This is a genomic window from Oenococcus kitaharae (assembly GCF_025758695.1).
Lineage (GTDB): Bacteria > Bacillota > Bacilli > Lactobacillales > Lactobacillaceae > Oenococcus > Oenococcus kitaharae_A.
Window position 1 is genome coordinate 387,843 of record NZ_JANJQP010000003.1, and the last position, 23,570, is coordinate 411,412.

Annotated in this window: 22 protein-coding genes; 19 read left to right on the forward strand and 3 right to left on the reverse strand. The window is 41.0% G+C overall.

Features of this window, described 5'->3' with window-relative positions:
• Nucleotides 1-50 precede the first annotated feature (50 nt).
• The 9 genes from NRF22_RS08185 to NRF22_RS08225 all read left to right on the forward strand — a co-directional run bounded on the left by NRF22_RS08185 (nt 51) and on the right by NRF22_RS08225 (nt 9,749).
• Nucleotides 51-1,157, forward strand: coding sequence for an ABC transporter ATP-binding protein (locus tag NRF22_RS08185; protein ID WP_263780024.1), 1,107 nt, complete (start codon nt 51-53; stop codon nt 1,155-1,157).
• Nucleotides 1,154-1,975, forward strand: a complete 822-nt coding sequence (locus NRF22_RS08190) for an ABC transporter permease (protein WP_263780025.1) — start codon at nt 1,154-1,156, stop codon at nt 1,973-1,975. Before NRF22_RS08185 ends, NRF22_RS08190 begins: the two co-directional genes overlap by 4 nt.
• On the forward strand, nt 1,972-2,778 hold the full coding sequence (locus NRF22_RS08195; RefSeq protein WP_263780026.1) for an ABC transporter permease: 807 nt from the start codon (nt 1,972-1,974) through the stop codon (nt 2,776-2,778). The genes NRF22_RS08190 and NRF22_RS08195 overlap by 4 nt, the downstream gene beginning before the upstream one ends.
• Nucleotides 2,775-3,863 (forward strand): ABC transporter substrate-binding protein, encoded by a 1,089-nt coding sequence (locus tag NRF22_RS08200; protein WP_263780027.1) that lies wholly within the window; start codon nt 2,775-2,777, stop codon nt 3,861-3,863. Before NRF22_RS08195 ends, NRF22_RS08200 begins: the two co-directional genes overlap by 4 nt.
• Nucleotides 3,863-4,765 (forward strand): DMT family transporter, encoded by a 903-nt coding sequence (locus tag NRF22_RS08205; RefSeq protein WP_263780028.1) that lies wholly within the window; start codon nt 3,863-3,865, stop codon nt 4,763-4,765. The genes NRF22_RS08200 and NRF22_RS08205 overlap by 1 nt, the downstream gene beginning before the upstream one ends.
• A 109-nt stretch (nt 4,766-4,874) precedes the next feature.
• The gene (gene glmS / locus NRF22_RS08210; protein WP_263780029.1) at nt 4,875-6,680 is read left to right on the forward strand and encodes a glutamine--fructose-6-phosphate transaminase (isomerizing); all 1,806 of its coding nucleotides are present in this window, start codon (nt 4,875-4,877) and stop codon (nt 6,678-6,680) included.
• Nucleotides 6,681-6,690: 10 nt separating this feature from the next.
• Complete coding sequence (locus NRF22_RS08215; protein ID WP_263780030.1) at nt 6,691-8,007, forward strand: glucose-6-phosphate isomerase; 1,317 nt, start codon at nt 6,691-6,693, stop codon at nt 8,005-8,007.
• Nucleotides 8,008-8,042: 35 nt separating this feature from the next.
• A complete protein-coding gene (locus NRF22_RS08220; protein ID WP_263780031.1) occupies nt 8,043-8,360 on the forward strand; it encodes a heavy metal-binding domain-containing protein in 318 nt (105 codons plus the stop codon).
• Between the two features lie 174 nt (nt 8,361-8,534).
• On the forward strand, nt 8,535-9,749 hold the full coding sequence (locus NRF22_RS08225) for a phosphoglycerate kinase (protein ID WP_263780032.1): 1,215 nt from the start codon (nt 8,535-8,537) through the stop codon (nt 9,747-9,749).
• 55 nt (nt 9,750-9,804) lie between these two features.
• Here the strand turns inward: NRF22_RS08225 and NRF22_RS08230 are convergent, their stop codons facing one another.
• Together NRF22_RS08230 and NRF22_RS08235 are read right to left on the reverse strand one after the other, a co-directional pair.
• Nucleotides 9,805-10,152, reverse strand: coding sequence for a YisL family protein (locus NRF22_RS08230; RefSeq protein ID WP_263780033.1), 348 nt, complete (start codon nt 10,150-10,152; stop codon nt 9,805-9,807).
• 89 nt (nt 10,153-10,241) lie between these two features.
• A complete protein-coding gene (locus tag NRF22_RS08235) occupies nt 10,242-12,365 on the reverse strand; it encodes an ATP-dependent Clp protease ATP-binding subunit (RefSeq protein WP_263780054.1) in 2,124 nt (707 codons plus the stop codon).
• A 177-nt stretch (nt 12,366-12,542) separates the two neighbouring features.
• Between NRF22_RS08235 and NRF22_RS08240 the strand changes: the two genes are divergently transcribed.
• The 3 genes from NRF22_RS08240 (at nt 12,543) to NRF22_RS08250 (ending at nt 13,793) form a co-directional block, all read left to right on the forward strand.
• Nucleotides 12,543-13,232 carry a hypothetical protein gene (locus NRF22_RS08240; RefSeq protein ID WP_263780034.1) on the forward strand — a complete coding sequence of 230 codons (690 nt, stop codon included), beginning with the start codon at nt 12,543-12,545 and terminating at the stop codon, nt 13,230-13,232.
• Nucleotides 13,229-13,417, forward strand: coding sequence for a hypothetical protein (locus tag NRF22_RS08245; RefSeq protein WP_263780035.1), 189 nt, complete (start codon nt 13,229-13,231; stop codon nt 13,415-13,417). The genes NRF22_RS08240 and NRF22_RS08245 overlap by 4 nt, the downstream gene beginning before the upstream one ends.
• A gap of 112 nt (nt 13,418-13,529) precedes the next feature.
• Entirely contained in the window at nt 13,530-13,793 is a 264-nt protein-coding gene (locus NRF22_RS08250; RefSeq protein WP_007745935.1) for a phosphocarrier protein HPr, read from the forward strand.
• Nucleotides 13,794-13,927: 134 nt separating this feature from the next.
• On the opposite strand, the gene nagB is transcribed toward NRF22_RS08250, so the two are convergent.
• On the reverse strand, nt 13,928-14,641 hold the full coding sequence (gene nagB, locus NRF22_RS08255) for a glucosamine-6-phosphate deaminase (RefSeq protein WP_263780036.1): 714 nt from the start codon (nt 14,639-14,641) through the stop codon (nt 13,928-13,930).
• Between the two features lie 290 nt (nt 14,642-14,931).
• On the opposite strand from nagB, the gene NRF22_RS08260 reads away from it, so the two are divergent.
• From NRF22_RS08260 to NRF22_RS08290, 7 genes are all read left to right on the forward strand, one after another.
• Nucleotides 14,932-15,732: a Cof-type HAD-IIB family hydrolase gene (locus NRF22_RS08260; RefSeq protein ID WP_263780037.1), complete on the forward strand. Its 801-nt coding sequence runs from the start codon at nt 14,932-14,934 to the stop codon at nt 15,730-15,732.
• Between the two features lie 213 nt (nt 15,733-15,945).
• Nucleotides 15,946-17,673 carry a phosphoenolpyruvate--protein phosphotransferase gene (ptsP, locus tag NRF22_RS08265; RefSeq protein WP_263780038.1) on the forward strand — a complete coding sequence of 576 codons (1,728 nt, stop codon included), beginning with the start codon at nt 15,946-15,948 and terminating at the stop codon, nt 17,671-17,673.
• A gap of 54 nt (nt 17,674-17,727) precedes the next feature.
• Entirely contained in the window at nt 17,728-19,023 is a 1,296-nt protein-coding gene (locus tag NRF22_RS08270; protein ID WP_263780039.1) for a glycosyltransferase, read from the forward strand.
• 13 nt (nt 19,024-19,036) lie between these two features.
• Nucleotides 19,037-20,068, forward strand: coding sequence for a glycosyltransferase (locus tag NRF22_RS08275; RefSeq protein ID WP_263780040.1), 1,032 nt, complete (start codon nt 19,037-19,039; stop codon nt 20,066-20,068).
• Nucleotides 20,065-21,093, forward strand: a complete 1,029-nt coding sequence (locus NRF22_RS08280; RefSeq protein WP_263780041.1) for a lysylphosphatidylglycerol synthase transmembrane domain-containing protein — start codon at nt 20,065-20,067, stop codon at nt 21,091-21,093. Before NRF22_RS08275 ends, NRF22_RS08280 begins: the two co-directional genes overlap by 4 nt.
• The gene (locus NRF22_RS08285) at nt 21,080-21,334 is read left to right on the forward strand and encodes a YkuJ family protein (RefSeq protein WP_263780042.1); all 255 of its coding nucleotides are present in this window, start codon (nt 21,080-21,082) and stop codon (nt 21,332-21,334) included. The genes NRF22_RS08280 and NRF22_RS08285 overlap by 14 nt, the downstream gene beginning before the upstream one ends.
• Complete coding sequence (locus tag NRF22_RS08290) at nt 21,334-23,568, forward strand: LTA synthase family protein (RefSeq protein WP_263780043.1); 2,235 nt, start codon at nt 21,334-21,336, stop codon at nt 23,566-23,568. The genes NRF22_RS08285 and NRF22_RS08290 overlap by 1 nt, the downstream gene beginning before the upstream one ends.
• Nucleotides 23,569-23,570: the final 2 nt, after the last annotated feature.

The following is a 23,570-nucleotide window of genomic DNA, read 5'->3' on the forward strand; positions in this document are numbered from 1 at the left end:
TTCTTTATACTTGTAATCATCTGAATTTATTTGGACTAGGGGATTAATTAATGACTGAAGAAACAAAGCAACCATTGATTGAATTTAAAGACGTCAGCTTGGATTATGGCGAGACCAAGGTTTTAAAAAAGGTCGATCTTGAGATTGAAGAGGGTAAATTTTACACACTTCTAGGTCCATCGGGTTCAGGAAAATCGACGATTTTGAGTCTAATCGCCGGCCGTTTACAGCCGACTGACGGGAATATCCTAATTGAAGGCCAAAACGTTAATGGTTTACCGTCTGATCAAAGAAAGGTCAATACCGTTTTTCAAAACTATGCACTTTTTCCGAATATGAACGTCTACGATAACGTGGCTTTTGGTCCGTCAATTAAAGGATTTTCAAAAAAGAAGATCGACGATTTAGTCGAGTCAATGTTAAAACTTGTGAAAATGGATGATTTGGCCGATCGAGAAATCTCAGAGATTTCAGGCGGACAGCAGCAGCGTGTCGCAATTGCAAGGGCTTTGGCAAATGAGCCGAAAGTTCTTTTATTGGATGAGCCTTTGTCGGCCTTGGACTACAAATTACGCAAAGAAATGCAGTATGAATTACGCGAACTACAGCAACGTCTAGGGATCACATTTATTTTTGTGACACATGACCAAGAAGAAGCTTTGGCAATGTCGGACTGGATTTTTGTCATTGATGATGGCCGCATACAGCAGTCAGGTTCGCCTGTGGACATTTATGATGAGCCCATCAATCATTTTGTGGCTGACTTTATTGGCGAGGCTAATATTGTCCCTGGCATTATGAAAGAAGACAATCTAGTTAGTTTCGCAGGAAAAGATTTCAAGAATGTGGATGCTGGTATGCGCCCCAATGAGCGTGTTGAAGTCGTGATTCGTCCTGAAGATTTGGACATCGTTGTTCCGAGTCGTGGCAAACTTCAGGTCACGATTGATGATCAATCATTCAGAGGAGATTTTTATGAAATCACGGCGATTGATGATGCTGGTAACGAGTGGGCCGTTCAGGCAACAAATCCGGCTAAAATAGGCCAGAGACGCGGACTTAAGTTTGACCCTGAGGATATACACATTATGCGTCTGAATGAGTCAGAAGAGGATTTTGACGCTCGTTTGGAATCTTATGAGGGCGAAGATCAATGAAAAAAGAAAAACTGCTTTTTTCAATCCCATATACCTTGTGGCTGGCCTTTTTTGTGGTTATTCCGCTACTGCTTTTATTTTTTCAGGCCATGACCAATGCCTCAGGTCATTTGACTTTGGCTAATTTTGCTGCTTACTTTGCTTCTGGTACCTATCTGAGAATGACCTTGAATTCGGTTGTTTATGCATTTTTGATTACGGTTATTACGCTGGTAATTTCGTATCCAACAGCTTATTTTCTGGCAAACTTAAAAAATCGCCAATTTTGGCTTTTACTGGTTATTTTGCCTACTTGGATTAATCTGTTATTGAAGGCATATGCTTTTATCGGCATTTTATCGCGGGATGGCACGGCCAATTCGTTCATTTCGTTATTTGGAATTGCCCCACAGCAATTACTGTTTACAAACGCCAGTTTCATCCTGGTCTCGAGCTATATTGAAATTCCCTTTATGATTTTGCCTATTTTTAACGTTTTAAATGATATGGATAAAGACCTGATACAGGCTAGTCGTGATTTAGGAGCTAATTCATGGCAGACTTTGTGGCGCCTTATTGTGCCTTTGTCGATGCCAGGCGTTAAATCCGGTGTGCAGTCCGTGTTTATTCCATCGCTGAGTCTTTTCATGATTACACGCTTAATTGGCGGCAATCGTGTGATCACGCTGGGCACGGCGATTGAGGAGCATTTTTTAACCACCCAGAATTGGCATATGGGTTCTACCATTGGTGTGATTCTGATTATTGCTATGGTTGCAACCATGATATTGACACGTGACCGTAAAAAGACCATTCTGCGTCGGGGAGGCCGCTTATGAGAAAATTTAAATTCAGCCACCTTTATCTTTTTATTATCTTCGTCCTGCTTTATGCACCGATTTTCTATCTTATTTTGTATTCCTTTAATTCAGGCAAATACATGACTGGTTGGAATGGCTTTTCATTGGTTCATTACAATCAGCTTTGGGGCGATACCCGCATGATTGAAATTCTGGTCGATACACTGATTGTCGCCTTTTTATCCTCTTTATTGGCGACAGCGATTGGTACACTTGGTGCCTTGTGGATCAAGTATGCTAAAAAGCAGTTCGGTAAAAACATTTTACTGAACTTGAATTCTGTCTTATTAGTGAGCCCAGACGTTATCATTGGTGCTAGTTTCCTCATCTTTTTTACGGCTATCGGCTTATCTTTGGGCTTTATTTCAGTGCTGTTAAGCCATATTGCTTTTAGTATTCCAATTGTTGTTCTAATGGTCTTGCCGAGGCTCCAAGAAATGCCGCCAGCATTAGCTGAAGCTGCTGAGGATTTGGGAGCAAGTCCCCTGCAGGTCCTTAGCAAGATTACATTGCCATATATTTCTTCCGGTATTATGGCTGGTTTTTTTATGGCTTTAACCTATTCTTTGGACGATTTTGCGGTCACTTTCTTTGTCACTGGTAATGGCTTTTCAACCCTGTCGGTCGAAATCTATTCGCGTGCTCGAGAGGGAATTAGTTTGGAAATCAATGCCTTATCGGCACTCATGTTTCTTGTCAGTCTCGCCCTAGTTCTGGTTTATTATTTTATTTCCAGATCTGGCAATAAAAAAAGGACGCCTGATTTGGAGGTCACGAAATGAAAAAAATTTTATCGGCCTTTTTTGCTTTAATTTTGGTCATTTTGGCACTTTTTGCTTTTCAGCACTATCTGGTAGCTAAAGAAAACGCTGCAGCCGGATCATCCAACAAAACAAAAGTTTTAAATGTATACAATTGGGGCGACTATATTGATCCAGCTTTGATTAAGAAATTTACGAAAGAAACTGGTTATCAAGTCAACTATGAGACTTTCGATTCCAACGAAGCGATGTATACAAAGGTTCGTCAAGGCGGTACAGCCTACGATATCATCGTTCCTTCTGAATATATGATTGAAAAGATGCGTAAGGAACATTTGTTAGATCCGATTGATAAAAAACGTTTTACAGGTTTTAAGTATTATGATCCGCGTTTCTTAAATGACGCTTTTGATCCGCATAATAGATACTCAATTCCATATTTTTGGGGGACCTTAGGTATCATTTACAACGATAAATTTGTCAAAAAATCGGAGGTATCGCATTGGGATCAATTATGGTCAAGCCGTTTTAGAAACAAAATCCTGTTAGTTGATTCGGCACGTGATGCTTTTGGCTTATCTTTGATTTCAATGAACAAGTCGGTTAATAGCAAGCGCATGCCGGACGTTTTAGCTGCAAAAGCGAAATTAGATGCTTTAATGCCGAATGTCAAAGCTATTTTGGCTGATGAAATGGTCATGTATTTGGCTCAAGAAGAAGCGCCTATCGGTATTAGCTGGTCTGGACAGGCTGCTGAGATGATCGCTCAAAATAAGCATTTGCATTATGTCGTCCCTAGCGAAGGATCGAATTTGTGGTTTGATAATCTTGCAATCCCTAAGACTGCTAAGCACTTCACAGCTATCTATAAATTCTTGAATTTCATGTCTGAGCCAAAAAACGCAGCTCAAAACGCTGAATATGTCGAATATGCTACCCCGAATAAAGGTGCTGTCAAACTATTACCTAAATCAGTTACGAGTGATCGGCAGTTTTACCCGGACGATCAGACGATCAAACACTTGGAAGTTTATTCAGATTTGGGTTCGCGCTGGACTCAGATTTATAATGACTTGTTCTTGGAATTCAAGATGACGAATCGCTGATGGTAAATAGTCGGAAGCGATTGGGTTTGTTTTACGCCGTGTTGGGACCTTTCTTATGGGGCCTGAATGGTGTTGTTACACAATATTTGTTTAACCAGGTTGGATTGGATGTCAATTGGGTTTTGTCCGTTCGTCTGTTTTTTGCCGGGCTGGCTCTATTTATCTATGTACTGGTCTTTGATCGTCAGAATTTATTTAACTTAATTAAAGACAGAAGCGTTCGCTGGCGTTTGATTATCTTTATGATTTTCGGTGACTTCATGTCGCAATACAGCTACATCGTTGCCATTTCTGAATCAAATGCGGCATTGGCAACCATTTTAACTTCTCTAAGCCCATTATTTGTCATTTTCTTTTATGTGATCGTTCAGCGTCATTTGCCGCAAAGAATTGATTCGCTTTCACTCATTGTTGCGTTAGCGGGCACATTTTTGTTGGTTACCCATGGTCATATCGGTCATTTGCAGTTATCGCTGGCAGGCTTGTTTTGGGGGCTTTTTGCAGCCTTGGTCTATGCTTTTGGCACCATCTATCCGATTAAGCTGGTTAGCAAATATGGACCGCTGCCTGTCACAGCGTTGTCCTTGTTTGTCTCGGGAATCTTATTCAACTGTTATCGGCCTTTTTTTGAACAGGTACCCAAAATGTCGGGAATCAATTGGTTTTTGCTGATTTTCTTTACGATTGTTAGTACAGCTTTTGGAACAGCGATGTGGTTTTTGAGCCTGCATTTAGTCGGAGCTACAACCATGAGCTTATTATCGGCAGTCGAGCCATTGACAGCAGCGATTTTAAGTATCACCCTGCTGCATTTATCCGTCCAAGGGATTGATGTATTGGGAGCCAGCCTAATTCTTTTGATGATGTGTCTGCAGGCATTTAAGCATCAACATGTTCGATAATGGCCTATACCAATGTTCCTTTATGTTCCATGTTTTCTGATTTCTTTATTTTTTTCCGTTATCCTAAAGGGCGGTATTCGAAAGAAATTTTTATTTAGGAGTGAAAAATATGTGCGGAATCATTGGATATACAGGCATTAATGAAGCGTTGCCTTTTTTACTAAGTGGGCTGGAAAAGCTTGAATATCGCGGTTATGATTCGGCTGGCGTTTACGTCCATACTGATGATGGCCGGGATATGCTGGTTAAAGAAAAGGGCCGCGTCAAAGATCTGGAAGAGAAGACAAAGAGCTACGATTTAAGCGGAAAATCCGGTATAGCACACACACGCTGGGCGACTCACGGTGAGCCGAGTGTTGCTAATGCACATCCTCACGTTAGTGATGACGGCAGATATTACTTAGTTCATAATGGCGTGATTGAAAACTACAAGGAACTCAAACAAACTTATTTGTCGGGTGTGGTTTTCAAATCTCAGACCGATACAGAGGTTGCAGTACAGCTGGTCGGCAAATTCGCGGCAGAAGGGTTGTCGACATTAGCTGCTTTTCGCAAAATGATTAACCTGTTAAATGATAATTCGTCATATGCTTTTTTGCTGGTTGATACGAAAACACCCGATTTGCTGTACACGGCAAAATCTAAAAGTCCTTTATTGGTTGGTGTTTCGAAGAGCGCAAATGTCGTGACATCAGATGCAACGGCAATGCTAAATCTGACAAAAGATTTTATTGAACTGCAGGATGGCGAAATCGCAATTGTTTCAAAAACAGATGTCAAATTATATAACGAACAAGGCGAATACTTCACTCGCCAACCTTTCCATTTGAATATTGATCCCCAGGCGGCTGAAAAGGGTGCCTATCCTTTTTTTATGCTAAAAGAGATTGATGAGCAGGCAATCGTGGCACGTCATTTGATTCAGCATTATTTTGTTGATGGCCTGCCCCACATTGATGATGCAATTTTAAATAGTATTAAACAGGCAGATCGGCTATATATCATTGCTGCCGGTACCAGCTATCATGCCGGATTGATTGGCAGGCGCTTCTTTGAAAAATGGGCTGGTATCCCGACTGAAGTTCATATTGCCTCTGAATTTGCTTATGATCATCCTTTGATTTCTCAAAAACCATTCTTCATTTTTATCAGCCAGTCCGGTGAAACTGCTGACAGTATTCAAGTGCTGGAACTGGTTAAAAGGGCGCATTATGCCAGTCTGACTTTGGCTAATGTCATGAATTCGACTTTGACGCGCGATGTGGACTTTGCGCTGCCTTTGTTGGCCGGACCTGAAATTGCTGTGGCTTCGACTAAGGCCTATACTGCTCAGATTATTACTCAAATTATTTTAGCTGCAGCTGTAGCAGGCGGCCATACCGAATTGCAGGGGGAGCTGAGCCGATTAGCTGTTGATATGCAGGCGGTGATTGATGGCAAGGACCATATTAAAGTTTTAGCAGATGATTATTTAGTTAATACCGATCGGGCTTTTTATATTGGACGAGGTGCAGATGCCGATGTAACTTTGGAAGCTGCGTTAAAACTGAAAGAAATATCCTATACTTTAGTTGAGGGTTTTGCAGCCGGAGAGTTAAAGCACGGAACGATTTCCCTGATTGAACATGGTACGCCCGTGATCGGCCTGATTTCGCAATCGAAAATGGCCGGTTTGACGCGGTCTAATCTTGAAGAGACAATAGCTCGCGGTGCGAAAACGATGACGATTGTAACCAAAAATCTCGCTAACGCGACTGATGAAATTGTTTTGCCAGAGTTAACTGGTGAGATGGAAATGTTCGGTCCGATTTTGGAAGCGATTCCAATTCAGCTTTTGGCTTATTACACATCGTTAGGCCGGAAGTTGGATGTTGATCATCCGCGCAACCTAGCAAAATCCGTAACTGTACAGTGAGGATAAATTTATGAAAGTTACTTTCAAGAAAGATTATTTAAAAGGGTTTGTCGATGATTCTGAAGTCGAGCTGTTAAAGCCTGCTGCCGGTCTGGCCCGGGACACGCTATTGGCTCGTAGCGGCGTTGGCAACGAGATGGAAGATTGGCTGACGCTCCCAACAGATTATGATCAAGATGAGTTTGTCAGAATCCTGACAGCTGCAGAAAAAATAAAGTCTGATTCCAAAGTTCTCGTTGTGATCGGGATTGGCGGTTCTTATTTAGGGGCGCGTGCCGTCATTGAATTTTTGAAATCCGAGTTTCATAACGAGCAGGCGGCTAAAGCTGGTTTACCTGAGATTTATTTTGTTGGAACCTCGGCCTCTGGCAGATATATAGATGATGTCATTGATTTAATTGGGGATCGCGACTTTTCCATCAATGTTATTTCTAAGTCAGGTACAACAACCGAGCCTGCGATCGCTTTTCGTGTTTTCAAGGCTTTGATTGAAAAGAAGTATGGTAAGGATGCTGCTGCAAAACGAATTTTTGCGACAACTGACGCACATAAAGGCGCTTTATTAGATGTGGCCAAGGAAAACGGTTATGAACGCTTTGTCGTGCCTGATGGTATTGGCGGACGTTATTCCGTTCTCAGTGCTGTTGGTCTTCTACCGATTGCGGTTGCTGGGATTGATATCAAAAAATTGATGGATGGCGCCAAATCCGCTCAAGAAGATTTTGCAAAAGATGAAGACATCTTGGCCAAGCCTTCTATTTTGTATGCGATTTACCGTAACATCCTTTATCGCAAGGGTTTTGACGTTGAGACAATCGTTGGTTACGAGCCGCAATTCAGATACTTGTTTGAATGGTGGAAACAATTGATGGCTGAGTCCGAAGGTAAAGACAATAAGGGCATTTATCCAACTTCAGCTATTTTCTCGACTGATCTTCATTCGATCGGTCAGTATATTCAAGATGGCAAGAAGATTCTTTTTGAGACAATTTTGGATATCACAAAGCCAATCAGTGATCGTGTTGTGCCACAAGCTGATGATAATACAGACCATTTGGATTACATTCTGAATAAGCCAATGAAAGATGTGAATGAAGCTGCTTTGACGGCAACAGCTCAGGCACATACTTCGGCTGGTGTTCCCAATATCCTGCTGCAATTGGATGATTTGGACGAGTTTAATTTGGGAAATCTTATCTACTTCTTTGAAGCGGCCGTTGCAGTTTCTGGCTATTTGAATGCTATTAACCCATTTAATCAGCCTGGAGTCGAAGTCTACAAGACGAATATGTTCAGAATTTTGGGCAAACCTGGTTATACCGACTGAGATTTTTGACAAATTTAAAACACCTGGAGGGTGCGATGACTGTTGCTACTACTGAAAATATTGCTGGTTACCAGATTGATGAAACTTTGGGCGAAGTCTTTGGGCTAACTACAAGGAGCAGAAATATTGTTCGAACATTTGGTGCCGGCCTGAAAACGTTAGTTGGTGGTGAGGTCGTAACTTGGACGCAATTGCAGGACCAAGCGCGCGAAGAATCGATTGGACGTTTAAAAGATAATGCGGCTTCAATGGGTGCAGATGCAGTTACGATGATGCGTTTTGATTCCAATGAGGCCAACGGTATTATGAGCGTTGTCGCCTATGGGACAGCGGTGAAAATGTCAAAATTGTAATTATCAGTAAATTTAATTTGAAAAGGCTCCTAGGATATAGGAGCCATTTTTCTAAGCGCCTTTTTCCGTTTTTGATTATGGTAGCGCTGCACAATCTATTAGCGCGATTTTTCGTAAAAGTTTCTGAATTGTGAGTTTTTACACTATAATAGTAAGAGTATGTAAGGAGGCCAAATGGCAAAATTAACTGTAAAAGACCTTGATTTAAAAGGTAAAAAAGTTCTGATGCGCGTCGATTTTAACGTGCCGATCAAAGATGGTGTAATTGGTAATGACAATCGTGTTGTGGCTGCATTGCCAACAATTAAGTATGTTCTGGAACAGGGCGGTAAGGCTATTTTGTTCAGTCACCTTGGCCGTGTGAAGAAGGCTGAAGATAAGCCTGGACTGAGTTTGGCTCCAGTTGCTAAGCACTTGGGCGATCTGCTTGGGCAGGAAGTTGTTTTTCCTGGAAAAACTGAAGGCAGCGAACTTGAAGATGCTGTTAACGCTTTAAAAGAAGGCCAGGTCCTTATGGTCGAAAATACACGTTACGAAGATGTTGATGCCGATGGCAACTATGTCAAACGCGAATCTGGCAATGCACCTGAGTTAGGTAAATATTGGGCTAGTTTGGGTGATGATTTGTTTATTAATGATGCTTTTGGTACAGCTCACCGTTCACATGCGTCTAATGTCGGTATTGCTTCAAATGTTTCAAAAACGGCTGCAGGCTTCTTGATGGAAAAAGAGATTAAATACCTCGATGTTGCCGTTAATCAGCCAAAGCGTCCTTTTGTAGCTGTTTTGGGCGGTGCCAAGGTTTCAGATAAAATTGAAGTCATCAAGAATTTGCTGGCGAAAGCCGACAAAGTGATTGTTGGCGGCGGCATGAGTTATACTTTCTCAGCTGCCCGCGGGGTTTCCATTGGGAATTCTTTGTTCGAAGCAGATAAGGTTGATTTAGCCAAAGAAATCATGGCAGAGGCTGGCGACAAGCTTGTACTGCCTGAAGATTCTGTTTCCGCTGAGAGCTTTGCTAATGATGTGCCAACCAAGGTATTTGAGAATGGCATTGCAGATGGTTGGATGGGTCTTGATATTGGACCTAAGACGATTAAAAAATTTGAAAACACGTTAAAGGGCGCCAAAACAGTTGTTTGGAATGGACCTATGGGCGTTTTTGAAATGAGCCACTTTGCAAACGGCACATTGGAATTAGGTAAGTTTATTGGTTCCTTAACTGCTGAGGGGGCAACGACGATTGTCGGTGGTGGTGATTCAACTGCCGCTGTTGCACAGTTGGGTATTGCCGATCAGTTTACTCATATTTCGACTGGTGGTGGTGCTAGCTTGGAATATCTGGAAGGTAAGACACTTCCTGGAATTGCTGCGATTTCAGATAAATAATAATTTAAAAACCCGTGCGAGCTATGCTTCACACGGGTTTTTATTTGCCATCATTTTAGTTAAAGAAAAGAATAATGCCGAATAGAGCGGCTAAGAAAAATAATACCGCAATCAGAGTTAAGAAAATAATACCAGGACGGCGCTTTAACTTGTTGGCTAAGGTAATCTCTAGTAAGGCCACAAAAGCGAGCACAATTGCTATTTTTAAAATTGTCATAACTGGTTGCGTGTGGACGGTTCGGAATGCCAATATTAATCCTGTAATGAAGAGCGGCAGATAAATGATTCTGCTGGTCAAAATGACCGCGTGGTCTTTCTCAAGTGGCAGAATTAGTGAAGCGGTTGCAAAAACTGCAATCGCAAGAGCGGAAAGAATATGAATCCCAAGTATTGTTTGCATCATAATAAGTCAATTCTAACCCTTTATTAGTGACTATTGGCCAAATAAAAAGCATCCGCGAAAAACGGATGCTAAAGCGATGAGAAAATTCTTCAGTTGTTGTTAGGCAAATCTGCTGATATATTTTTCACCGAAGCCGCGGATTTCTCTGCTTTTAAAACGATTTCACCATTCTTATCAAGAATTGCTTTCAAATTATGTGCATCTTGATGATCCAAGTAAAAGTCAGCAACTTTATCCTCGATTTGTTCCTCAACAACACGGCGTAGTGGGCGAGCTCCCATTTCTGGATTATATCCAAGCTCAACTATCTTGTCTTTTGCCGCAGGTTCAACATCAACGTGCAGTTTGTTCTCAGCCAGCATTGCGTTCATATTTGCCAGCATCAAATCGGCAATTTTATTTAACTGCGGCTTGCCTAATTCTTTAAATTCAACGATGGCATCGAAACGATTCAAGAATTCTGGCTTGAAGTAGTTCTTCAATTTTTCCACTAATTGGTGTTCGGCGGAGATACTTTGAGTCTCGGCGGCGAAACCAACAGTGTTGTTGCCAACATCGCCCGTTCCGGCGTTGGATGTTGCGATGACAATTGTATCTTTGAAACTAACCACGTGTCCTTGAGAATCTGTCAAGCGGCCATCATCGAGAATCTGCAAAAACATATTCATCACATCTCGATGTGCTTTTTCGATTTCATCCAGCAGAATGAGTGAATAGGGATGGCGACGAACCTGTTCAGTTAATTGTCCAGCTTCTTCGTAACCAACATAACCAGCCGGCGCACCAATTAATTTTGAGATACTCTGAGGTTCCATGTATTCTGACATATCGAAACGAATCATGGCATCGGTTGAGCCAAACATTTCTTTAGCTAGTTGTTTGGCCGTCTCGGTCTTGCCAACGCCAGTTGGCCCAACAAACAAGAAAGAACCAATTGGGCGGCCGGATTTTGTCAAGCCGATTCGATTGCGTCTGACAGCTCTAGCAACGCGTGCGACAGCTTCATCTTGTCCAATGACATGTGCTTTTAAGTGAGCATCCAAGTCTTTGAGTTGTCCGGCTTCATTCTTTTTAAGATCACCTACCGGAATGTGTGTTTTTTCTTCGATAATTTTTGTGATGTCGCTAACTTGAACACTTGCTGCATTTGCAACATTTTCGGGATTCGCCTCAGCTGCAATCTTCTGCTTTTGTAACGTGTCCACTTGATCACGCCAATAACTAGCTTTCTCGTAATCTTCCTTTTCAATCGCCTGCTGTTTCATTGCTTCGGCATTATTGATTTTCTGTTGAATTTCTTCAGGATTCACAAATTCCAGATGAAGATTTTTTCGCGAACCTGCTTCATCAATTAAATCAATGGCTTTATCTGGCAAAAAACGCTCAGGAATATATCGGTCAGACAAGTCAACGGCAGCCTTGAGAACTTCATCTGAATATTTAACATGATGAAAATCCTCGTATTTAGAGCGCAGACCCTTTAAAATTTCAAAAGTCTCATCTTTGCTTGGCTCTTCAACCATGACTTCTTGGAAACGACGCGCAATTGCGCCATCTTTTTCGATATTGCGATATTCCTTCAATGTTGTTGCACCGATTAACTGAAATTCACCACGAGCCAAAGCAGGCTTTAAGATGTTTCCGGCGTCCATACCGCCTTCAGCATTTCCGGCACCCATGATTTCGTGAATCTCGTCTATGAATAAGATGATTTCATCGCGAGACTCGACTTCCTTCATTAGTTGCTGCATTCTAGCTTCAAATTGGCCACGCATGCTGGTGCCTTGCACCAAAGAAACCATATCAAGCCGAATAACTTCTTTATTTAGGAGTTTTTCAGGCACTTTCTTTGCCACGATGGCTTCAGCTAAACCTTCAACAACGGAAGTCTTGCCGACACCTGGTTCGCCAATTAGAACCGGATTATTTTTTGTACGACGATTCAAGATCTCTATCAGACGTTCTACTTCTAGATCACGGCCAATCACTGGATCTAATTTGCCCTTGCGGGCTTGATCCGTGATATTGATACCATATTGTTCAAGTAAACCATGTTTCTTATTATTATTGTTCCCGCCGGAATGGCTTGGAGCAGCTGTCGGATTTTGATTTCCGGGCTGCTGCATATTGGCCATTTGGCCATTTAATTGACGAAAAATATCATCCACGTTCATGTTTCCAAAAACGAAGGGATTTTCATTGTAATCAGCCATTTTTCCTCCGTCTAATAAAGGTTGATTTTCAAACATTTTTTGATTCTAAATGTTTGACCTTTATTGACCTTTGCAATAAATTATACACCATCATTTTTAATAGTCAATAAAGGTCAGAGTGTGTCGAACGAGCGGTAGTTCTACTTTTATCTTGGTTTCAGTTATAATTCAATCAAGATGAAAAAGTTTTTTATTTTTCTCGGACTGCTGCTGATTATTGCTTCTGGTGTGTACTTATATGCTAATTATTTGACACGATCCCGGTCCGATAGGTTTCAACAATTACAGTCTCAAGCAAGGCGAGACGTGACTAACGCGCGGTATCCGGAAGCGAAGCGGGCATTAACGGATTCACTGGATTTTGTGGTTAAACAGGCGCCAATAGAAAAACGCATTAGGCAGATTAGCAGTTTTCAATTGGGTTTGAATTTTTTGCGTGTTCAAAATTATAGTGATGCAATTACCACTTTTCAAAAGGTTGCGTCATATCGAAACGGTTATCAGGTTCTGGCTGATCGGTCCAATGACAATATCAAGCAGGCTAACGTGGCCATTGATAAGCAAAAAGCAGCCGCCGCGGCAGCTGAGCAGGCTCAAAAAGATGCAGCCGCCGCTGTATCATCAGCGGCTGCAAGCAGCGAAGCAGCCGCTAAAGCAGCCGCCGCCAATATCTGGACACGTCAGTATACGGATCCGGCAAGCATCCCAACCGTTGTTGTCGATCAGGCTCGTAAAAATCTCCAAGCAGCGGGTGCTGATATGACTGGTATGTCAGATGAAAATATTCGGAAGCTGATTGTCGCCGCTGCTGGCAAACATGAAAATATCGTTACTTATGTTAAGGAGAATCAAGACAAGAAGAAATGACTACTGATTTTAAGAACAAGTTAGAAGCTCTACGAAAAGGCGAGATCGACGAGTTTGAGGTTGATCGTAATACTTTTTCAGATTTTTATAAAATCTGGAATGTTTATAATTATCAATCCGGTGTCAAAGGTTTTGCACAAAAAGGCGGAAAAGTTATTTATCGGCGCAAAGAAAAGGTAAAATAATGTCAGAGCGTTTTTAAAGCTTTGTTCTGAACTTGGTCTGGAGAGCTTTCGTGTAAGCGCTTGCATATTATAAGATTACTGATAGACTTAGAATAGAGGATATGGAGGAATTATGGTTTCAAAAGAATTTACGATTACCGCTGATTCAGGCTTACACGCACGCCCAGCGACGATGCTTGTTCAAAAGGCTTCTGAGTTTGATTCAAAGTTGACCCTGAAATATGATGGCAAAGAAGTTAACTTGAAGTCCATCATGGGTGTGATGAGTTTGGGTGCCGGCAAGGGTGCTAAGATCGAAATCGTTGCAGAAGGCGGCGATGATCAGGCTGCACTTGATGGTGTTGAAGGTACACTCAAGAGCGAATCTTTAATTTAAGATCCTATCTTTGCTAGCAGCGCTTTGGCGCTGTTTTTTATTTTTCGGTTAACAGATAATTCTGTAGAAAGATGATCTTTTAGGGGCGAATATAAAAAGCGCTAAGGAAACGGCCTTAACGCTTTTTTATGATTTTAATTCACTTTTTTCAATAGGGAAGCCGCAGCTGGATCTAAAATAACGATCACATTGGGGTGTTTTTGCAAGATTGAAGCTGGAACCGCTTCAGTTACCGGGCCTTGAATAAAGTCCTTCACGGCTTTGGCTTTATTTTGGCCATATGCTGCGATTAAAATCTCTTTCGCTCGCAAAATTGATGCTATACCCATAGAGATAGCTTGCTTGGGGACTTGATCTTCCGATTCGAAGAATCGAGAATTTGCGCGAATCGTGTTTTCTGTCAAATTGACGATATGTGTTTTGGAAGCAAAGGAAGTTCCTGGTTCGTTGAAACCAATATGGCCGTTTTGTCCTAAGCCTAATAACTGTAAATCAATTGGATTTTCATTGATAATTTCATCGTAGCGTTCGATCTCGGATTTTAGGTCAACAGCTTCGCCATTAGGAACAAATGAATGAGCAAAGGGCTTCTTGCCAAAAAGGTGTTCGCGCATAAAATAGTGGTAACTTTCCGGATGATTTGAAGATATACCGACATATTCGTCCAAATTGATCGAAACAGCTTTTGAAAAATCAAGATTTGATTCCGATATTGCTTTGTAAATACTGATTGGGGTTGAACCTGTAGCTAGCCCAAAGCTTTTCGCACCATTTAAAAGAGCTTCTTTAAATAACTGAAGGCCAATTTCGCCACCCTGTGCTTGTGACTGAACTAATTTAATTTCCATTATTTGATCACCTCGACTTTTAAATTATAACTTTTAGTTTTGTCAAGTTCAAGATGTTAATTGGTATATGAATTGGTATATTAGCGATTGTTTAATGAACTTTCACAGGTCAAAAGTAGATGACATTTGTTCTTGCTGATAAAACTTCTGTGGTAAACGAGATTCTTTCCTGAGCTATATAATAAAAAGCGACATGAGATTTGTCCGTTATATTAACAAATATTTGTACCAATGTGATGAATGAGTTGACTGAATAAATATTTTTTGCTAACTAGATAAGGAGATTACCATTGACGATTAAATTAGTTGCACTAGATTTGGATAATACGTTATTAAACGGACAGAGTCGTATCAGCCCGAGAAATGAGCGTGTTTTAAAACAATTACACGCAAACGGAATGAAAGTTGTCTTGACAACTGGGCGGCCTATCAAGGGAATATTACCATTTATTAAACAATTAGAGCTGACGGATGATGAAGATTATTCGATTAATTTTAATGGTGGGTTAGTTGAACGAAATTCTGATCGGAAGGTGATTTTCAGTCGTTATATTACGAAGGATGATATTCGTCCCATTAATCAGTTAGCACAGGAATTGCGTTTTCCCTTAGATGGCATTACGATTGATCGTGCATTTTCTGTCATTGATATCAGAAAGTCGGGTTATCAGTCCTTTATAGGAGATTTGATGCCTTTTACCGATGTCACATTTGCTGCTTTGCCAGAGAAGAAATTTTTCAAATTTGTCAGTCAGACCGACGCCGCACAAGTGCAAGCGATTCAGAACGCGACTCAAAGTAATTTAGATCTGACTATTGTTAAAAGCCGGCCTAATTTGCTTGAATTTCTGCCGAATGGTGTGAATAAGAGCCTTGGTTTAGGAAAATTGTTGGATCATTTTGGTTGGACCTTTGAAAATGTGATGTCTTTTGGGGATGAAGAAAACGATTTGCCAATGATCAAGGCTGCCGGTGTGGGAGTCGCGATGGAAAATGCAATTCCTTCTGTTAAAGCTGTTTCTAATGCTACGACCAAAAATAATTTGGAAGATGGTGTGGCAGTGTTTCTGGAACATTATTTTAATTTATGATGCAGTTGGCAGTACACCGTTCAAACATTCCGATTATTTAACTGCAATTAATGAAAACGGTTACGTTACAAATGTTAAACTAATAGTTGATGAGATTCATGGTGATGACTTGACTGGTTTGTCGGCATTTGTCTGATGTATTTGAATCATACCTAGTCAAACAAGCCATTTGTGAAAGTAGGACAGGTCTCATGTTAATAGTTGGGGGTAACAATGACTGAAACAGAGAAATTAAGTGGTATTGCCGCATCAGATGGTGTTGGGATTGCGAAAAGTTATTTGTTGGTTGATCCAGATTTAGCTTTTCCCTACAATCAGACGATCACCGACGTGGAGGCTGAACAGGCGCGGTTGAGTCGAGCACTGGACGCTTCTAAAAGTGATTTGGAAAAGATTAAAAACAAGGCTGAAGAGACTTTAGGCAAAGAGGAAGCTGAGGTTTTTGAGGCGCATATTACGATGCTTTCTGATCCTGAACTGGTATCGGCAATTAAAGGTCAAATTCACGATAAAAAGATTAACGCGGAATCTGCTTTAAAAAATGTGACTGATAGTTATATCGCGACTTTTGAGGCTATGACTGATAATGCCTATATGCAGGAACGCGCAGCTGATATTCGAGATATTGCAAAAAGAGTGACAAGCCACCTTTTGGGTGTTGAATTACCAAACCCAGCCTTGATCGATGACGATGTGATTGTCGTTGCACATGATTTGACGCCTTCCGATACCGCTCAGTTGGACCCAAAATTCGTTAAGGGCATCGTAACTGATCTTGGTGGTCGCACAGCCCATGCTTCGATTATGGCGCGTTCTTTGGAAATTCCGGCCGTTGTTGGTACTGGTAACGCGATTGCTGAAATCGCGAATCACGTTAATTTAATTGTTGATGGCGACGCCGGCCAGGTCTTAATTTCTCCCAATGAAGACGAAGAAGTTGCTTACGCAAAAAAAGTTGGTGAATATTTTGCCAGAAAGCGTGAGCAGGCACAACTCCGCGATGAGAGAACCGCTTCAGCTGATGGTGTTCATTTTGACATATCAGCTAATATCGGTTCTCCTAAAGACCTAGATGCAGTTGTTGCTAATGGTGCAGAAGGTATCGGCCTATTTCGAACAGAATTCTTATTTATTGATTCAGACCATCTTCCAACAGAAGACGAGCAGTTTGAATCCTATAAAGCTGCTTTACAGGCTTTGAAAGGCAAACCAGTAACGGTTCGGACGATGGATATTGGCGGTGATAAACAGTTGAGCTACTGGAAACTGCCAAAGGAAGCCAACCCATTTCTAGGTTATCGTGCTATTCGAATTTCTCTGAAACAAGATAATATTTTTCGGACGCAATTGAGGGCTCTGTTACGGGCTTCTGTTTATGGGGATTTGTGGATCATGTTTCCAATGATTGCCACTCTCCAAGAATTCCGTGCTGCGAAGAAAATATATGAAGAGGAACGGTCGAAGCTTATTGAGGCGGGCACCAAAATTTCGGACCACATCAAATTAGGCATTATGGTTGAGATTCCTGCCTCAGCTGTTTTAGCTGATAAATTTGCTAAAGAGGTTGATTTCTTCTCAATTGGCACCAACGATCTGATTCAATATACGATGGCTGCCGACCGTGGCAATGATAGTGTTTCTTATTTGTATCAGCCCTACAATCCATCTATTTTGCGCTTGATTCACAATGTGATTGATGCAGCACATCACGAAGGCAAATTCGTTGCCATGTGCGGTGAAATGGCCGGCGACCCAATCGCAGTACCAATCTTGGCCGGACTAGGACTGGATGAATTCTCCATGTCCGCTTCGTCTGTACTGCCGACGCGGTCATTGATCAAGCATTTAAAGGTTTCCGATTTGAAGACACTGGCAAAAACAGCATTGGATCAAGACAGTAATCAGCAAGTTATTGATTTAGTCAAGAGTTCAACGAAATAATACTTGTTAAAAAGGCCGCTAGGTCTTTTTTTGTCATACCAGTATAATGTAGACATGAATATAGGACTTTTTACTGATACTTATTTTCCTCAGGTGTCCGGTGTTAGTACCAGCACGCAGATTTTAGCCCAGCAGCTGGAAGCCCAAGGCAACAACGTGTACATCTTTACCACCACCGATCCTAAGGTCAAAAGATCCCAGTATGGCCGAGGCCCGGAGAAAAATATTTATCGTTTCTCATCTATTCCATATACAGGATTTAAAGATCGCCGAATCACTTTTCGAGGTTTTTTTGAAGCGATTGAAATTGCCAGAACGCTCCGTTTGGATATTGTTCACACGCAAACAGAATTCAGTCTTGGTTTAATGGGTAGAATTACGGCTCGAGAATTAAAAATCCCGCTTGTTCACACTTATCATACGATGTATCAGGACTACACGCATTACGTGATGAATGGCCGTCTCATCAAAGCTGGAGGCGTCGAGGTCATTATTCGAGCATTTCTCAAATCTGTTAATGGCGTGATCGCACCAAGTCAGCGAGTCTATGATACCTTGCGTGGATATGGTGTGTCAGCCCCGATGCCGATCATTCCGACTGGCGTCAGTTTCCCTAAAAACCAACTGGACCGATCTGCTGAGTTGCGCAAAGAACTAGGTATTAGGCCCAAACAGCCGGTCATTTTATCCCTGGGCCGAGTTGCTTTTGAAAAAAATTTAGAGGAACTCATCAATATATTGCCGGATGTTATTGACCGTTTTCATAATGTTATTTTGGTTGTTGCTGGGGACGGGCCGGCTCGCGAAGAATTGACAGAACATGCTAAAGCACTTGGGCTTGCCAAACATGTTAAATTTGTCGGCATGGTTGACCACAAAAATGTTTATTCATATTACCGAATGGCCGATGTTTTTGCCAGCCCGTCAACTTCTGAATCACAAGGCTTAACCTTTATCGAGGCAGTCAATGCTAATCGGCCTTTTGTCGCTATGCCAAATCTCTATCTGCAGCAGATTACAAAATCCAAGATGATTGGTACGATCGTTGAGAATAATGAGGAGATGGCTCAAGCAATCGAATATTATCTGGCAGATGCAAAGAATAAAAATAAGGATCACGATTGTCAAGAGGTATTGCGAGAAGTTGGGGCTGAAAAATTTGGCGAAGATGTTTTGCATTTTTACACGCAGGTCATTGCTGAGTACCGGCCGCCGCACGCTAAGGACACAGATGAACCAACTGATGATGAGATTGGTTATGCACGCCAATTATTGGGTCGTTTGCCCTTGCCTAAAGTGGCGAAACGCAGAATTTTGAAGGGCAAAAAAGAAGTCGACAGCAATAAATAGTAGAATTAACAGAATGAAAGTTTTGCAGTATTTTGAAAACCCGGGACTTATTAGCCGGTCTGGTATCGGACACGCACAGAGATTACAGCAAGAGGAACTGTCTTATACAGATGTTGTTCTTGATACAAACCCTTTTTCTAAGGACTATGATTTGATTGATGTCAACACCTATGGGCCCAAGTCAGCAGCGATGGTGGCAAAAGCGCGTTTGCAGAGTAAAACAATTGTTTATCATGCTCATTCGACCTATGAAGATTTTCGAAATTCTTTTATCGGTTCTAATTTAATTGCCAAACCCTTTAAAAAGTATTTAGTTAATGCCTACAAACAGGCTGATCTGATTATTACGCCTACACCCTATGCTAAATTGCTTCTACGAGGATATGGCCTGACACAACCGATTATTCCGATATCAAATGGTGTAAAGGTAGCTTCCTACCGAAAGAACCAAGCTAAAATTACTAAATTTCGTCAATTTTTAAACCTAGAGCCCGAGGACACTCGCAAAATAATCATTTCAGTTGGTCTCTATTTTGAAAGAAAAGGGATTGCAGATTTTGTTGAGTTGGCCAGGCGGAATCCGGATTATCTATTTGTTTGGTTTGGTTATACAGATTTACGCATTATTCCCCGAAAAATTCGTAATATTATTCGAAACGATCATCCGGAAAATTGTCTTTTTGCTGGGTATATCACAGGCGATGTATTACAAGGCGCCTATTCAGGCGCGGATTTATTCTTATATCCAAGTTTTGAAGAAACAGAAGGTATTGTTGTCCTTGAGGCCCTGGCAAGTTCACAGAAAGTTCTAGTTAGAGATATTCCGGTATATGCTGATTGGCTCAAAGATGGTGTGAATTGTTACAAAGCGAAGAATTTGGATGATTTTGACGATAAATTGCATCGTATTTTATCCGGTCAGGTGAAAGACGTTTCTAAGGCAGGCCATCGTGTAGCACTAGCACGTGACATCAGTAAGATCGGCCAAGAGCTGAGAAATGCGTACGAACAGGCCTTAACACTACCTAGTAAGGAGAGCAAATGACAACGAGACAACGGATTTTTTGGATTTTATTTACTCTCTTCATCGGTGCGGTTGTTTTTATTTACAGCTTTCATCAGGTTAATTTAAAGCAATTTTGCCAGCAAATTTCCAAAACGAATTATGGCTGGCTGCTATTTGCTTTTGTATTAGTCATTTTCTATTACTTGACTATGGCTTGGATCCTAGAAGTTTTAATTGCTCCTCACAAGGCGAGCCTTTGGGGAATTATGCGCACGCCATGGATGGAACAATTTGGGAATGGTATCACACCTTTTTCCGTTGGCGGCCAGCCAATGCAAATCTTGGGTCTGCGCCAAGCGGGTATCTCAGTTGGGGAAGGGACCTCTGTATCACTGATGAAGTTTGTGATTTATCAGGGAATGATTGTCGTAGCTTTCTTGATTTGCCTGCTTTTTGGTTATCAATATGTTGCCAATCATATGTTATCAATGACAAGCCTAGTTATTTTTGGCATTGCTATTCATGTATTGGTTCTCTTGGGCCTCATTTTTATTATGTTTTTTCCGCCGATAACAGAAAAAATAGCCAATCTTGTTTTGGCACCTTTTCATTGGTTTCTTTCTGAACAACAAACAGCTGATATTGCCAAGAAACTGGATCAGCGAATTTTAGAATTTCACGAAGTATCTAACAAATTAGCTAAAAATCCAAGAAAATTGTTTGCCGCTTCACTGTTGACCTTGCTGCAACTGTTTATATACTATGCAATTCCTTACTTTATTTTGTTAGCCGTAGGTGCCCATAATGCTGATTTTATTTTCATAGTGGCGCTAAATGTTATCCTAACTTTGGCAATATCGATTTTTCCGGTTCCTGGGGGTAGCGGCGGCGCTGAAATTGGCTTTTCGTTGCTGTTCTCGAGTTTTTTAGCCAATCATACTGTGACAATTTTTGCGATGCTGATTTGGCGGATTCTGACCTACTATTTCGGTATTTTTGCTGGATTGATAGCGTATAATTTAGTACCGAGTCATTACGATGGAAAAAATAATGTCGAAAACTGAATCCGAAATTCTACCAATTATCAATCGTTTGGAAGCAATGGTTAAGGATGAAAGCAAACGTATCCAGGTTCGAAATTTTGACTTGTATGGATTGAATTTGGCGCGTGTAACCTTTGATCATGAGACTCGAATATTTACTTTGAAGGAATTTCGTGGCAACCAGCTTTTCGAATTTGATAATATTGATTTAGCCGCAATTGATATTTATGAGACGCTTCGTGATCTGAAATTGACTTTTTAATGATTAAACAGTTACTGATTAAAACTAAATATTTTTTTTCTAAGCGACAGATTAGGCCTTTGGTTGCGTTTTTTTTGATAAATCTTTTTTTTATTGAACTTAAGACTGTGATCGAGTATTTTATTAGTTTCAACTTAGGTATTAAAGGTATGATGCAACTGCTGATTGCCTTGCTTAATCCGCTTCCAACAGCCATTATTCTGCTCAGCCTTGCTTTATATTTTCGTGGTTATCTGGCTTATTGGATTATGATCATTATGAATTTGATTCAGACGATCTGGCTTTTTGCCAATATGCTGTATTATCGAGAATTTAGTGATTTTCTTTCATTATCGATTATGTCCTCCGGGTCATCAGTTGGCGAAAATTTGAGTAAGTCTATTGCTGGGATCGTCCATCTTAGTGATTTCTTGGTCTTCTTAGATATTTCGGTATTAATTCTGCTACTGTTTTTTCGCCAAATTGTTTCTGATAAAAAAGGTTTGCGTAGGCGGTTTGCCGTTTTAACCTCAACACTTGGCTTTGTCTTGGTGTTTTTGGTTTTTGGTCTTGCAAGTGCCAATCGATCAGGTTTGTTGACACGATCTTTTGACAATAACTATATTGTGAAATATCTAGGTTTGAATGAGTACGCAGCATTTAATGCCCTGCAGACCCATAACCAAGCGGTAAGTAGAGAAAGGGCTAATGCATCGGAGCTCAAGCCGATTGTTAAATGGATTAACAAGCATCGTTCGCCAGTCAATGTTAAATATTTTGGCATTGATAAGGGCCGTAATGTCATTGTTTTCCATCTTGAGTCTTTTCAGCAGTTTTTAATTGATTATCGTGTGAATGGTAGGGAAGTCACACCGAATTTAAATAAATTTTTCCATGATCAGCACACGCTTTCGTTTGATAACTTTTACAATCAGGTTGGCCAAGGGAAAACCTCGGATGCCGAAACGATGCTTGATAATTCACTTTTTGGTTTGCCATCTGGTTCAGCCATGGTGAAATATGGTACCAGTAATGTTTTTCAAGCGGCTCCAGCAATTTTAAATCAAATGGGTTATACGACAGCGGCTTTTCACGGTGACGTACCAACTTTTTGGAACCGAAATAATACATATAAATCTTGGGGATACAATTATTTTTTCAGTAAGCAATTTTACCCGCAATCAACGAAATCTCAGAATAATGTTGGATATGGTATGCTGGATAAAATATTTTTACGCGACTCGGCTAGGTATATTCAACAGTTGCCACAACCTTTCTATGCAAAAATAATTACCGTTACCAATCATTATCCTTATGAAACTAATAAAGAAATTGCTAATCAATTTCCCGCTACAACCACAGGGGATAGAACAGTGGACCACTATGTCCAGACGGCTCATTATTTAGATTCGGCTTTTGGTGAATTTATGGACTGGTTAAAGGCAACGGGTTTGTACAATAATAGTCTCATTTACGTCTATGGGGATCATTATGGTATCTCAGAAAACCATCAGCCAGCTATTGGACAGCTTCTCCAAAAAGACCGGATTACCAATTACGATCTCGCACAATTTCAAAAGGTACCGTTTATGATTCATGCCAGTAATTTACCTGGTGGAATCAATCATACTTATGGCGGTGAAATTGATGTGCTGCCGACATTGTTTGATCTCCTCGGCGTTCCTAACGACGGCACCGTTCAATTCGGAGATGACCTGTTGTCGGACCAAAATCGCCAAGTTGTCAGTTTTAGAAACGGTGATTTCGTTACCCCTACTGTCATTAAGATGAATGGCACTTATTGGCGGACCGATAATGGACGAGCAATTAGTTACAAGAGTGCGTCTAAAAAGACTAAACGATTTATTGATCAGACTCAAAATTTCGTTGATCAGCAATTGGCATACTCTGACCAAGTTGTTTCCGGCGACTTGTTACGTTTTGACAAGCAAAATAATTTTAAAAAAGTTGATAAAAAAAGTTACGACTATACACTTGGCACTAGCTTAGCATCCTTGAAGCGAGCACAAATCACTAATCCTAGTTCATTACGTACCAAAAACGGCGGAAAATCACTTTTGAAATTGTATAAAAGTTCTGAAGTCATGCTTTGGTCTCCTTCCAAAATTAAAAAATATTTCCAAAAACTGGAGGAGGAAAAAACAACATCTCAAGAGAGTGACGCTAATAGTAGTTCCTCAGCTTCGGTGCAACCTGCATCATCCAGTAGTAGTTCCTCAGCCCCTACAAAATAGTT